Origin of the sequence: Mesorhizobium sp. YL-MeA3-2017, from assembly GCF_030814575.1 — a bacterium.
GTDB lineage: Bacteria > Pseudomonadota > Alphaproteobacteria > Rhizobiales > Rhizobiaceae > Mesorhizobium > Mesorhizobium terrae.
The window spans coordinates 543362-556467 of record NZ_JAUSVH010000001.1; the positions used below are offsets into that span (position 1 = coordinate 543362).

A 13106-nucleotide genomic window follows, 5' to 3' on the forward strand; every position below is an offset into this window, starting at 1 on the left:
CTCGAAACGCGCAACTCGCATCGCCTCGGTCAAAGAACTGGGCTTTGACACAGCGGCTGTCTCAGTGGGTGACACGATCGGCGCCGCCAAAACCGCACTCTGTGCGGCAAATGACGCCAGCAACGCAGCGAGGACGAAGAATTGCCGTATCAATCTCATTCCGACCCTCATGTGCAAATAAGACAGACCCACATTGAACATGTCGCGGCCGCAGCCTACGGAACGTGGGTGGTCGTCAAAGAGTGCGGTTACCGCGCCCCTTTAGTTGCTTGTCCAATTCAAGCACCCCCAGTTGCCCACTCCCCACACAGGGTTGAGCATCCCGGATGTCCAGGAGAAACCGTTCCATTGCGCGACACCCCACACCGGAGGTGCTGCAGCCTTGGTGACCAAAACCTGTGACGTTCGATTTCCGGCGGGGTCATAACCATAAACCAGACACCGCAGTTGATTGTAAAAACCTGTCACCAGGCGCCCGGCCGGATCGTAGCTAAATGAAACGCCAGATTGATCTGCAGCGGCCGACCCCATGGCTGCAGAAATAAATAAAACCGACAATGAGAAGCATTGAACTCTCAAGCGTGCATTCATGCGCCGCCTCCGGTTGAAATGCTACAAGGTTGCCAATCCAACGAATTTAACGAAATGCGCCAGCGAATATCCACCCCAGAAAAGCTTAGCCAATACGGGTTAGCCAGTCAGGATTGAATGCCAATTCATCATTGAAGACGCTCAACGTCTAACAACGGTGAGTAGTTTCGTAAATTGAATTAGTTAATCCAGCATAGAAAATTTATTAGTCCAATTGTTTTGGTTATTTAAATTTTGTATTCAATAAACTTTTATTCTTACCATTGCCATGATCCGACAATCTTCAATTTTGATACTTGACATCTTCAAATTAATTGTAGCTACTCGCGCTATCCATCCGAATTGAGGTGACAGATGCAAGTCATTTTGCGTTTTGTACCTGCGGTCGCGCTATTAGGCGGCTTTGTTATTTCAACATCTTCTGCCTTTGCGGATTGCCCGATGCCGAGCGCGATCATCAATGGCCAGCCCGTAGACGCAACCCCGGTGAACAATAACTTCTCCGCGGTCTCCAACTGTATTGTCAAAAACTCTCCTGCCGGCTCTGCCAATTCTGTTCAGGTACGAGACTCTTCTGGCGGCTTTGGAGGAACCAATACACTGTCCGATGGGCAATTATTGATCGGGTCGACAGGCGCCCTCCCAATGAACTCGACCCTTACAGCCGGAACTGGAATAAACATCCAATCTTCGCCGAGCGGAATCATCATTGCAGCTCCCAGCGGCGGCAACGAAACCGCTGTTGACTGGCTCAATTCAGCTGCCGTCGTCCGGCCGTCAGTCGCCGCTTTTTCCCTCCGCACATCGACAACGCCTCCAAGCGGTGCTGGGATTACGGCCACTGTGCGTGGGTTTGCAATGACTGCGACGGGAGGGGCCGCCAACACAGCGATGATGGCCGAAACTCCCGCCCCGAGCGGAAAGTGGCAGGCAACAATGCTCACCGCCTATACGGGGGCAGCATCAAACTCCAGTGTTCCTGCAATTGCGGTCAGGGACTCCGTCAACAATCGCGCAGTTGAGTTTGGAATTGGAGCGCTGGGACAAAACGACTATCGCTTCAGTTATCTAAGGTCCTCTGGCGGATCAGGACTGGATCGCCTCCTTGGCACGGCAGCCACTTTTCAGGACATCGGATTGCCCGCGCCATCCGAGCCACTTTGGACCCGCCTTACCTACGACGGCACGACCCTGTCGTGGGCTTTCTCTCGCGACGGTCAGTTCTTTGTAACCGCTTACTCGGCGGCAGCGGACGATTATCTCGTAAACGTCGATCGTGTCGGACCAGCGATTCTCTTCTCCGAACCTGTATACCCTACATGGCCCGTATCGCAGCAAGTTCTGTCCTGGACACTTGTCAGCCTAAATTAGTATCCAATTCGAGGAAGTTTGCGACGATGAGGAAGATCAATTTCGCTCTTGCCTTTGGCACGGTCCTCGTTGCTACGAAGGCAGCATTCGGCCAATGCGTTCTACCGAACCAATTGACGAATGGACAAGTTGCTGACGCCACGCAAGTGATGGCGAATTTCAATGCCCTTGGGAACTGCGTGACCAACATTGCACCTGGTGGGCAGCAAAATTCCATCCAATTCAACAACGGGACCGGTGGTTTTGGTGGAGTTACCCCATTGACCGATGGTCAGGTTCTCATTGGCTCCAGTGGTCATCCCCCGCAAGCGGGTGCTATTACCGCGGGGCCAGGAATTGCGATCCTAAATGGCCCAGGAAGCATCACGATTGCAACCACAGGGAGTGGTAGCGGCGGGGATGTCGATTGGTTGAATTATTCTGCAGTGGCAAAGCCAATCGCGGCGAATTTTGCTCTAACAACATCGACCACTGCGCCAGTAGGCGCAGCTATTACCGCAACCTCCAGAGGCATGGCACTCACGGCAAGCACGGTAGCGAACAACCGTGCGATGATGGCAGAAGTCGATGCGCCATCCGGGAATTGGCAAGCCACAATGCTGACAGTGTATTCAGGCCCATTGTCCACATACAATTTACCAGGGATAGCCGTCAGGGACGTTGCGAACAGCCGGACCATCACGTTCGGCATAAGCGCCAACGGAAACAGTGCATATAGATTTGACTATTTGAAAATGTCCGGTGGAACCGGGTTCGATAGCTACTCCAACGATAGTGCTTTTTCAGATACGGGATTGCCAGCGCCTTCATCTCCGATTTGGTCGAGATTGACCTACAACGGCTCAAATTTCGTTTGGTCGTTCTCTAGAGATGGTCAGAATTTCTCGGACGCATATAGCGTCTCCGCCACGGACCACATCACAAATCGAAACAAGGTTGGTCCAGCCATCGTGTTTTTTTCGCAGACAAACCCCGGTTGGTCGGCTGCATATCATGTGCTTTCGTGGAAGGTTGCACCCCTCTAAATAGACCCTTCACTTCGAGTGCGCACCCCTCCATCATCTTTTCGGCGCGACAGCCTTCAGGCAGTGCGCGCCGAAAGGCAAAAATGTGCTTTGCGGCACTACCCGTCAAAACCAACGATCACGCTTTTGGCCTACCTGCAGGTTCCATCGCCGAGTTCAGTTTTGGGCTATTTGCGATCTTGACGAAGTCGATTTGCCCTTAGACGCTTAGATATGGAAAATAGGCGTTGCCCTCGTCTCGCACAAATTGCGCGAAGCCGACTGACTTCGCCTTCCGCTAAGGGTCCAGACACTCGATACTCAGTCTTCCGGCGCCAAGTCGTTGGAAGCGTTATTAGGAAGATAGGGCTCCGCACAATCAGTCAGCGGAAATCATTCTGCCGTCGAGCGGTGCCAAACTTGCTTCTAACATCGCTAGACCGTGTGCAGGTCAATCAAGCCTGATTTCCTCCACTAGCCCGGATAATTCGGCTGGCGGCACCAGCCAGAAAGTTCGAAAAGCTTCCAAGAACCCCAGGCAAACTGGACACCGCAGCGGACAATGAAGTCCACGGATATTCCGGCGAACATTCCGCATAGGAGCGGCAAATATCGTCGGCAGGAGAGCGTCCGAAAAGGCCTGTCGGCGGCTCCTTCGTGGGAACGAAAAAAGAAGAGAAGCAGAACTTTCGTGTGCGCTTTTTGCACACAACATCTCATAACTAGCTGAATTTATTTAAGTATCCATCCAGTCCATCATCGGCGCGATGGACAGGCGATGATCGCCATAGGCGCCCTGCCCGCCCGATTTTGCGTTGGTGTTCACGTATCGACGACTGCCCGTTGATGCCCGCTCACATAGGCCAATCGCCACGCCGGTGCAAACCTGGTGCCGCGATCGCTCTACCCGGCGAACGCCGGAGCCGTCGTAAAAGGCCGGTTTTCTCAGCGCTTGCGCAGCGCCTCCGACAGCGCCGCGCCGAACGAACCCTGTTGCGACTGGCCGCCTCGATTGTCCGGCTTGCTGGCGTGGTTCTTGCCGCCGCCGGGTGCCGGTTTCGCCGCCGGTGTCGAGCGTTCCGGTGCCTGACCGTCGCGTCGCATGGTCAGGCCGATGCGCTTGCGCGCCACGTCGACCTCGACGACCCGCACCTTCACCACGTCGCCGGCCTTCACCACCTCATGCGCGTCCTTCACGAAGCGGTCGGCAAGCTGCGAGACGTGCACCAGCCCATCCTGGTGCACGCCGATATCGACGAAGGCGCCGAAGGCGGCGACATTGGTGACGGTTCCCTCCAGAAGCATGCCGGGCTTCAAATCCTTGATGTCGTCGACGCCGTCGGCGAAGGTCGCCGTCTTGAAATCCGGGCGCGGGTCGCGGCCCGGCTTCTCGAATTCGAGCAGGATGTCCTTCACCGTCGGCAGGCCGAACCGTTCGTCGACGAACAGTTTTGGATCGAGCTTGCGCAGCGAGGTGCTGTCGCCCATCAGCGCGCGAATGTCGCGGCCGCAGCTGGCCACGATCTTGCGCGCCACCGGATAGGCCTCCGGGTGGATCGACGAGGCGTCGAGCGCCTCCGCACCGTCGCGGATGCGCAGGAAGCCGGCGCACTGCTCGAAGGTGCGCGCGCCGAGCCGCGGCACCGAAAGCAGGTCGGCGCGGCTGGCATAGGGACCGTCGGCGTCGCGGCGCGCCACGATCGCCTCGGCGATCGATTGGCCAAGGCCGGAAACGCGCGTCAGCAACGGCACCGAGGCGGTGTTGAGATCGACGCCGACGGCGTTCACCGCGTCCTCCACCACCGCATCCAGCGCCTTGGCCAGCCGGTACTGGTCGACATCGTGCTGGTATTGGCCGACGCCGATCGATTTCGGCTCGACCTTGACCAGCTCCGCCAGCGGATCCTGCAGGCGCCGCCCGATCGAGACGGCGCCGCGCAGCGACACGTCGAGACCGGGGAACTCGGCCGCCGCCGTCTCCGACGCCGAATAGACCGAGGCGCCCGCCTCGGAGACGATCACCTTGGTCGGCGTCGGTGCCGGCATGTCGGCCAGAAGCTCGGCCACCAGCCTCTCGGTCTCGCGGCTGGCCGTGCCGTTGCCGATGGCGATCAGCTCGATCTTGTGCTTGACGATCAGCCTGGCCAGCTCGGCCTGGGCGCCGCGCACGTCGTTCTTCGGCTGGAACGGATAGATGGTCGCCGTCTCCACCAGCTTGCCGGTCTGGTCGATCGCCGCCACCTTGACCCCGGTGCGAATGCCCGGATCGAGGCCGAGCGTCGGGCGCGAGCCGGCGGGAGCGGCGAGCAACAAATCCTTGAGATTGCGCGAGAAGACGCGGATCGCCTCTTCCTCGGAGCGCTCGCGCAATTCGCGCATCAGGTCGAGCGACAGTTGCAGCGAAAGCTTGACCCGCCAGGTCCAGCCGGCAACGTCGCGCAGCCATTGGTCGGCCGCGCCGCTGCCGATCCGCAGCGTCGCCGCCACCTTGTGCTCCACCGGCTTGTTCGGCGAAGCGATATCGGCATCCACTTCGATGGCGATGGACAAAATGTCCTCGTTGCGGCCGCGCAGGATGGCGAGCGCCCGGTGCGACGGCACGGTCGACCATTTTTCGGAATAGGCGAAATAGTCGGAGAACTTGGCGCCGGCCTCTGCCTTGCCGTCCAGCACCGCGGAGGTGACGACGGCATTGAGCTTCATATAGTCGCGCAAAGCGCCGATCAGCGTTGCGTCTTCGGCCAATTGTTCGGCGATGATGTCGCGCGCGCCTTCAAGTGCGGCCTTCACGTCGGCCACTTCGCCCGCCACATAGGCTTCCGCCGTCTTGTGCGGATCGAGCGAACGGTCCGCCAACAATGCCTCGGCGAGCGGCCCGAGCCCCCGCTCGCGCGCGATCTCGGCCTTGGTGCGGCGCTTCGGCCGATACGGCAGATAAAGGTCTTCCAGTTCGGCCTTGGTGACGGCGCCGGCGATCTTGAGCGCCAGCTCGTCGCTCATCTTGCCCTGCCCGGTGATCTCCTGAAAAATGGCGACACGGCGCGCTTCCAATTCGCGCAGATAGCCGAGCCGTTCGGCAAGATTGCGCAGCTGCGTGTCGTCGAGGCCGCCGGTCACCTCCTTGCGGTACCGGGCGATGAACGGCACCGTCGCGCCTTCGTCCAGAAGTGTGACGGCGGCGACGACCTGGGCGGTGGCCGCGCCGATCTCGGTGGCGATTGCGGCTGCGATCTTCTGCTCTGTCTGCATCTTGGTCCCGTGGTGATTTGCAACGGCGACCATAGAAAGATCACCGTGGCGCGGGTACGGCGGCATTCGCTGTCTCCACAATAAATGCTGAACAAAACACCGAACCGGGGACCGGGACGGGAAAACGTCCCCCTCCGAAAGACCCGTGGACGGTCGCTGGCCGCCTTGTTTGGCGGCCCTGCCCGCTTCCGCTTGATCCCATGCGGTGCTAGGGCATCCCCAGCTTCCGCCCGAACGAAAACGCCCGCTTCAACCCGAATTGGAAACGACCTTGGCCAGCCTCGACCCGACGAAAAAACTCCCGGTGATTGAAATCTGCGTGGAAGGCATTGACGGCCTGCTTGCCGCCGAGCGCGCCGGCGCCGACCGCGTCGAGCTCTGCGCCAGCCTTGTCGAGGGCGGCATCACGCCCAGCCTCGGCACCGCAAGGCTGGGCCTGGAACTGGCGAAAATTCCGTTCCACGTCATCGTGCGGCCACGCGGCGGCGATTTTCTCTATAGCGACGACGAATATCGTTCGATGCTGGCCGACGTCGCGGCGCTTCGCGAACTCGGCGTCGCCGGCGTGGTCGTCGGCTGCCTGACCGCCGATGGCGCCATCGACGAGGTCCGCATGGCCGCGCTCGTCGAGGCAGCCGGCCCGCTCGCCGTCACCTGCCACCGCGCCTTCGACATGACGCGCGACGCAGCCGAGGCGCTGGAAGCCCTGGTCCGCTGCAAGGTCGGACGCGTCCTGACCTCGGGCCAGCGCGACACCGCCATCGAGGGCGCCGATCTTCTGGCCGCGCTGGTCAGGCAGGCGGGTGGACGCATCATCATCATGGGCTGCGGCGCGCTCGACGCCGACAATATCGGCGCGGTCAGGGCGAAGACCGGGCTGACCGAAATGCACTTCGCCTCGCTCAGGCACGAGGCCAGCGCCATGCGCTACCGCAACCCGAATGTCGGCATGGGCGGCGACGATCTCGACCGCGAATACCGCAACACCTTCACCGACGAGGCGCTGGTGGCCGCCACCATCGCAGCCGCCCGCGCATGACGGCACCGCTCCCCATCGAGGCCGTCGTTGCCGCCGACGAGCCGGCGGTCCTGGAACTCAACAACGAGCACGCCGCCGAGCTCTCCTGGCTGGAACCGGAACGGCTCACCGCTCTGCTCGACGCGTCTTTCCATGCACGCCGCATCGGCAGGCTCGAGGCGTTCCTGATGACCTTCGACCAGGACGCCACCTATGACAGCCCGAACTTTCTGTGGTTTCGCGACCGCTATCCGCGCTTCGTCTATGTCGACCGCGTCGTCGTCGCCTCCAGCGCGCGCGGGCGCGGCCATGCGCGCCGGCTTTACGAGGATCTGTTCGCGCGCGCCGCGGCCGCCGGCCACGAACTCGTCACCTGCGAGGTGAATGCCGACCCGCCCAATCCCGCCTCCGACGCTTTTCATGCCGCGTTGGGGTTTCGCGAGGTCGGCGACGCCGTCATCCATGGCGGCAAGAAGGCCGTGCGCTACTACGCCAAGACACTCGCCGATTAGAATAGGAACTCGCCTCGGGAGCCGCACCCGGCCTAAGCCGGTCGCGCTCCCGAAGAGTTCAAGCTCCGCTGGTTACGGCATCGTCGGCTTGGGCAAAGCCTCGCCTTTATAGGCCGCGTCTCCCTCGATCAGGGTCAGCATCACTTTCGTCGCCGCGATCTGGGTCGGGGGGATCTTGGTCACGTCATGGCCCAGCACCACGATATCGGCGCGCTTGCCGACCGTCAGCGTGCCGGATTGCGCCTCGTCGAAGGCCGCATAAGCGCCATTCGCCGTATAGGCCTTGATCATGTCCATCACCTCCAGACGGTGCTGCGGCGTCAGCACCCGGCCGTTAGGGTCGGCTATGTCCTGCCGGGTGACGGCGATCTGGATGGCTTCGAGCGGATTCATCGACGATACGCTCCAGTCGCTCGAACCGACCAGCAAAGCGCCTGCCTGCTTCAGCGCGCCGAATGGATAAAGCTGTTGCGACCGCTCCGGCCCGATCTTCGGCTCGGTCAGGTTGACGATATAGGGGTCCGGATAAGCCCAAAGCGCCTGGATATTGGCGAGCACGCCGAGCGCCTTGAAGCGCGGAATGTCGGCGGGATCGATCAGCTCGAGATGGGTGATCTGGTGACGGCTGTCGCGGGTGCCGTTGGCGACCCGCGCCGCCTCGTAGGCATCGAGCGTGGCGCGCACCGCGCGGTCGCCGATGGCGTGCGCGTGCAGTTGCAGCCCGGCCTTGTCGGCGGCGATGGCAATCTCCTTCATCGCCTGCGGCGTGAACAAAAGGTCGCCGGCCTGATTGCTGCCGACATAGGCCTCGATCAACGCCGCGGTACCGGTCTCGATGACGCCATCGACAAAAAGCTTGGCCGCGTTGACTTCGAGATGCGGCGAGGCATAGCGCGCCTTGTAGTCGAGCACCTTGGCGACACCGGCCGCGGCGCCTTCCTTGGCCTCGATCTGCACGGCCGCCTTCACGCGCAGATTGAGCTTGCCGGCCGCGTCGGCGCGCTGATAGCCGCGCAGCATCCATTCCTTGGCGGCGGGATCGATGATGGCGGTTATGCCATAGCTTTCGGCCTCGGCCATCGCCTTGGCGAGGCCCGCATCGACCTGGCTGTCGGGATATTCCGGCAACAGGCTGCTGACCAGCGACATGGCGCTTTCGCGCAGCAGACCGGTCGGCTGGCCTTGCGCATCCACCTCGATGCGACCGCCTTCCGGCGCCTTGGTCTCGGCGGTGATGCCGGCCGCCTTCAGGGCCGCGGTGTTCACCCAGGCCGAATGGCTGTCGGCGGCGGCAACGAAAATCGGACGCGGACCGGTGATGGCATCGAGAACGGCGGCCGACGCGTTGGGCAGCGTCGTCGGGTCCCACAAGCTGGCGCGAATCCAGGCGTTTTCCGGCAATTTGCCCACGCCCTTTTCGATCGCGGCGCGCAAGCCGGCCTCATCGGCAACGCCACTGAGGTCGATGTCCTGCAATTCGGTCGCGCTCCAGATCAGATGGTTGTGCGAATCCTGGAAGCCCGGCAGCACCAGTGCCTCCGCCGGCAGGTCATAGACCGTCGCCCCTTTCAGGAATGGTGCCATGTCGTCGGCCGAACCCACGGCGGCAACGCGGCCGTCAACGATCGCCACGGCCTGCACCTCGGGCTTCTGCTGGTCCATGGTCAGCACGCGCGCGCCGCGCAGGATCAGCGCCTGGCTGTCGGCGTAAGCTGCCGGCGTGCCGGCGACAAGTGCGAATGCGCTGGCGACAAGCCACGCTTTACCCCTGATGGTGGACATCGTGTTTCCTCCCGGTTTCTTGATGCCGGGACGCTAGCGGCCGCCCGCGCCCCGTCAAGCGGCCACGCCGGCGCGACGTGGCGACCAGCCGGCGCGAAAACGCCGGCAAGACCATCCGCTCTTCGCCGAATCTCTGCTCAAGGATCAAAACCGAACATAGCGCGGGCAACGACGGCAATCCGTCGCAATCTGCCCCGCCATCTCCTTGACGAGCCTGCGCAATCTGCCATCCTCCACCCTATCGTGGTGCGCATCAGCGGACGGGCCGATGACGAGGGAAAAACACGGTCGCGCGGCGGTTTTCTCGCCATCCTTGTCGCTGGCCGCGCTGGGCGTCGTCTATGGCGACATCGGCACCAGCCCGCTCTACGCTTTCTCACAAGCCATCAATGCCAGCGGTCCGGGCGGTGCCAGCCAGCCCTGGATCGTAACCGGCGTCGTGTCGCTGATCTTCTGGGCGCTGATCCTGGTCGTTTCGCTGAAATACGCGGTGCTGATCCTGCGCGCCGACAACAAGGGCGAAGGCGGCATCGTAGCGCTGCTCGCCATCCTTGAGGGCAGCGCCCGCCGGCGCGGCCGCCAGCAGATGGTCTTGCTGGTCGTCGGCCTGGTCGGTTCCGCGCTGCTTTATGGCGACGGCGCCATCACGCCTGCCATTTCCGTGCTCAGCGCCATCGAGGGGCTGGAAGTGGCCGCCCCCTCGCTCACCCCTGTCGTGGTGCCGCTGACGGTGGTGATTTTGCTGGCGCTGTTCCTTGCCCAGCGTTTCGGCACGGGCACGATCGGTCGTTTCTTCGGCCCGGTCATGCTCGCCTGGTTCGTCACCATCGGCCTGCTTGGCCTGGTCGAAGTGCTGCGCGCGCCGGCGATCCTGACGGCGCTCAATCCTTTCGTCGCGCTCACTTTCCTGTTGCACGCCAATCCGGTGGTCTCCTTCGCGGTGCTCGGCGCCACCTTCCTCGCCGTCACCGGCGGCGAGGCCATGTATGCCGACATGGGCCATTTCGGCCGCAACGCCATTCGCCTCGCCTGGTTCGCCGTCGCCTTGCCCGCCCTGGTGCTCAACTATTTCGGCCAGGGCGCGCTGTTGCTGAGCGATCCAGCGGCAGCCAACAACCCCTTCTACAATCTGGTTCCGGACTGGGCGCATTTTCCGGCCATCGCGTTCGCCACGATCGCCACCATCATCGCCAGCCAGGCGATCATCTCGGGCGCCTTCTCGCTGGCCCGCCAGTCGATGCAGCTCGGCATCCTGCCGCGCCTCACCGTCAAGCAGACCGCGAATGACGAGTTCGGCCAGATCTATGTGCCGCTGGTCAACTGGCTGCTTTGCGCCGCCACCATCACCGCCGTGCTCGGTTTCCGCTCCTCCGACGCGCTGGCCGGCGCCTATGGCATCGCCGTCTCGCTGCTGATGGCCATCACCACCCTGTTGGCGGCGCTGGTCGCCCGTCACTGGGGTTACAACCTCTTCCTCGTCATCCTGGTCAATGGCGCCTTCTTCATCGTCGACCTGATCTTTGTCGCCGCCAACTCCATCAAGCTGTTCGAGGGCGGCTGGTATCCTCTCTTGCTGGCAATCCTGGTCGCCATGCTGATGCTCACCTGGCGGCGCGGCCAGATGCTTGCCGAACAGGCCCGCCGGCATCTGCGCGCCGAGGAAAGCGCCTTCTTCGCCGCGATGGAAGAACGGAAACCGGTACGCTTGCCAGGAACGGCGGCGTTCCTCTCCTCCGCCGCCAGCGGCATCCCGCTTTCCTTGAGCATCTTCTTGCGCCACACCCGCGCCATCCCCACGCGCGTCATGCTCGTCACCGTGCAAGGTGCCGAGACCCCGCGCATCAAGGATGAAGATCGTGTCACCGTTGTCCCGCTGCGCCCCGATTTCGAGCGTGTCATCCTGCGCTATGGCTTCATGGAAGAGCCGGATGTGCTGCGTGGCCTGCGCCTCGGCCTGTCGCGCGGCCTGATCGCGCCGGTCGACCTTGGCGAAGTCTCCTTCTACATCGGCAGCGAAACGGTCATTCCTTCGCGTAAGGTCGCCGGCATGGCCTTCTGGCGCGAGGTGCTCTACGCCATGCTCCAGCGCAATGCCGAGCGCTCCGCCGCTTATTTCCGCATCCCGGCGCCACAGGTCGTGCAGCTCGGAACCGAAATCGAGATCTAGGCTCGCTCGACGGCGCTGGCCAGACCGCTCTGGCCGATCCAGCGGGTAAAACTCGCGGCAAGCCCGGCGTCGCCGTCCAGCTCGATGCGGCCGGCGCGCAACTCGTCGTCGAAACTGCTCATTCCCATCCATGCCGACGTCATGGCGCGAAGATCGGCGGTTACCAGGAGGTCGATCTGGAAAGCCGGGTCGATCGAGCACAGATCGACCGGCATGCCCGGCGCCACGATCAGCCAATAACGGCCTTCGTCGGCGGGCAGGCTATTGAAGCCGAATTCGACGACGACGCGCCTGCGCGGCATCGGGTCGGGTCGCAGGTTGCGGCGCATGTTCCACATCAGCAGCCGTGGATCGAGATTGGCCAGCGAGCAGTCCGAATCGACCCAGCGCAATGCCCAGCGCCCGATACCCTGGATGATCGGCGCGAGGTCGCGGCCCGACCGGGTGAGCGTGTATTCGCCATCGACATGGTCGAGAACACCGGCATCCACCAATTCGCGCAGCCGCTTGGCGAGCAGCGCCGAGGACATGCGCGGCACGCCGCGCCGGATATCGTTGAACCGGGTCGAGCCCGACAGCATCTCGCCGAGCACCACCAGCGTCCACCGCGTCGCCAGCAGTTCGGCCGCCATGGCGATCGGGCAGAACTGCCCGTAGAGCGAGGCTTCGCCACCGGGAATGTTGATCCGGTCGCGGTTGTCGGAGGCTTCCGCTTGCTTGAGCACCGGTTCAGTTCCTGAACTTGTCGCTGCCGTCGAATGTGCGATTCTCGCAGAAACAACCGAGAGGAGCAACTCATGCCACTGGTGGATATTCATGTGATCAAGGGCGTGTTCACGCCCGAACAGAAGTCGGCGATGATCGCCAAGGTTACCGACGCGATGGTGTCGGTGGAGGGCGAGAAGCTGCGCGGCGTCACCTGGGTGAAGATCAACGAGGTGGAAGGCGGCGACTGGGCGATCGGCGGCCAGCCCTTGCAGGCGGCCGATGTCAGGAAAATGGCCGGGCACGCGACCTAGACGTCGCTTGCCCGTGCATTGAAAAGCGATCCGATCCCGTCGAGGCCATCCACCTCGACGGGATCGGACAGCGGTTCAGCTCACTGGGGGTGACGACGATCCTGCCCCAGAATAGCCAGCAATTCGGACCCGCGGCTGAGGTCGCCACCCCTTTGCATAATGTCGCCTGCTTCGATGATCGCCATTTCCAGAAGATAGGCGAGCATATCAAATCCATCCCTCTCGGCCGCCTGGCGGTGAGAAGTCAGTGCCTGTTTCATCAGTCCCAGCGTCTCGCGCTGCATGTCGGTTAGCTGCATCGGTCCTACTCCGTCCAGCAACGCCAATATTATATGCAGCATTGCGAAAATACGAAAGCCCGCTAACAAGACTGGAACGGGTTCGTTGCCGTCC

At 62.1% G+C, this 13106-nt stretch carries 11 protein-coding genes; 6 read left to right on the forward strand and 5 right to left on the reverse strand.

Annotated features, from left to right (window positions below):
* Positions 1 to 261 precede the first annotated feature (261 nt).
* Positions 262 to 591: a hypothetical protein gene (locus QFZ88_RS02525; RefSeq protein WP_137901405.1), complete on the reverse strand. Its 330-nt coding sequence runs from the start codon at positions 589 to 591 to the stop codon at positions 262 to 264.
* Positions 592 to 945: 354 nt separating this feature from the next.
* On the opposite strand from QFZ88_RS02525, the gene QFZ88_RS02530 reads away from it, so the two are divergent.
* A complete protein-coding gene (locus QFZ88_RS02530) occupies positions 946 to 1962 on the forward strand; it encodes a hypothetical protein (protein ID WP_244431260.1) in 1017 nt (338 codons plus the stop codon).
* Between the two features lie 26 nt (positions 1963 to 1988).
* Positions 1989 to 2987 carry a hypothetical protein gene (locus QFZ88_RS02535; RefSeq protein WP_081766938.1) on the forward strand — a complete coding sequence of 333 codons (999 nt, stop codon included), beginning with the start codon at positions 1989 to 1991 and terminating at the stop codon, positions 2985 to 2987.
* A 924-nt stretch (positions 2988 to 3911) separates the two neighbouring features.
* Here the strand turns inward: QFZ88_RS02535 and QFZ88_RS02540 are convergent.
* Positions 3912 to 6215, reverse strand: a complete 2304-nt coding sequence (locus tag QFZ88_RS02540; protein WP_024925278.1) for a Tex family protein — start codon at positions 6213 to 6215, stop codon at positions 3912 to 3914.
* 271 nt (positions 6216 to 6486) lie between these two features.
* Here QFZ88_RS02540 and QFZ88_RS02545 point away from each other — a divergent pair, with 271 nt between their 5' ends.
* Both QFZ88_RS02545 and QFZ88_RS02550 read left to right on the forward strand, forming a co-directional pair.
* The gene (locus QFZ88_RS02545) at positions 6487 to 7254 is read left to right on the forward strand and encodes a copper homeostasis protein CutC (protein WP_036255218.1); all 768 of its coding nucleotides are present in this window, start codon (positions 6487 to 6489) and stop codon (positions 7252 to 7254) included.
* Positions 7251 to 7745 carry a GNAT family N-acetyltransferase gene (locus QFZ88_RS02550; protein ID WP_024925280.1) on the forward strand — a complete coding sequence of 165 codons (495 nt, stop codon included), beginning with the start codon at positions 7251 to 7253 and terminating at the stop codon, positions 7743 to 7745. The genes QFZ88_RS02545 and QFZ88_RS02550 overlap by 4 nt, the downstream gene beginning before the upstream one ends.
* Before the next feature lie 72 nt (positions 7746 to 7817).
* Here the strand turns inward: QFZ88_RS02550 and QFZ88_RS02555 are convergent, their stop codons facing one another.
* Complete coding sequence (locus QFZ88_RS02555) at positions 7818 to 9527, reverse strand: amidohydrolase (RefSeq protein WP_024925281.1); 1710 nt, start codon at positions 9525 to 9527, stop codon at positions 7818 to 7820.
* Positions 9528 to 9795: 268 nt separating this feature from the next.
* Here QFZ88_RS02555 and QFZ88_RS02560 point away from each other — a divergent pair, with 268 nt between their 5' ends.
* Positions 9796 to 11694 (forward strand): potassium transporter Kup, encoded by a 1899-nt coding sequence (locus QFZ88_RS02560; protein WP_051504876.1) that lies wholly within the window; start codon positions 9796 to 9798, stop codon positions 11692 to 11694.
* Here QFZ88_RS02560 and QFZ88_RS02565 read toward each other — a convergent pair.
* A complete protein-coding gene (locus QFZ88_RS02565) occupies positions 11691 to 12419 on the reverse strand; it encodes a winged helix-turn-helix transcriptional regulator (RefSeq protein ID WP_024925283.1) in 729 nt (242 codons plus the stop codon). The two genes, QFZ88_RS02560 and QFZ88_RS02565, sit on opposite strands and share 4 nt — an antisense overlap.
* Before the next feature lie 72 nt (positions 12420 to 12491).
* On the opposite strand from QFZ88_RS02565, the gene QFZ88_RS02570 reads away from it, so the two are divergent.
* Positions 12492 to 12713, forward strand: a complete 222-nt coding sequence (locus tag QFZ88_RS02570) for a tautomerase family protein (protein ID WP_024925284.1) — start codon at positions 12492 to 12494, stop codon at positions 12711 to 12713.
* A gap of 80 nt (positions 12714 to 12793) precedes the next feature.
* On the opposite strand, the gene QFZ88_RS02575 is transcribed toward QFZ88_RS02570, so the two are convergent.
* A complete protein-coding gene (locus tag QFZ88_RS02575) occupies positions 12794 to 13012 on the reverse strand; it encodes a hypothetical protein (protein WP_024925285.1) in 219 nt (72 codons plus the stop codon).
* Positions 13013 to 13106 lie beyond the last annotated feature (94 nt).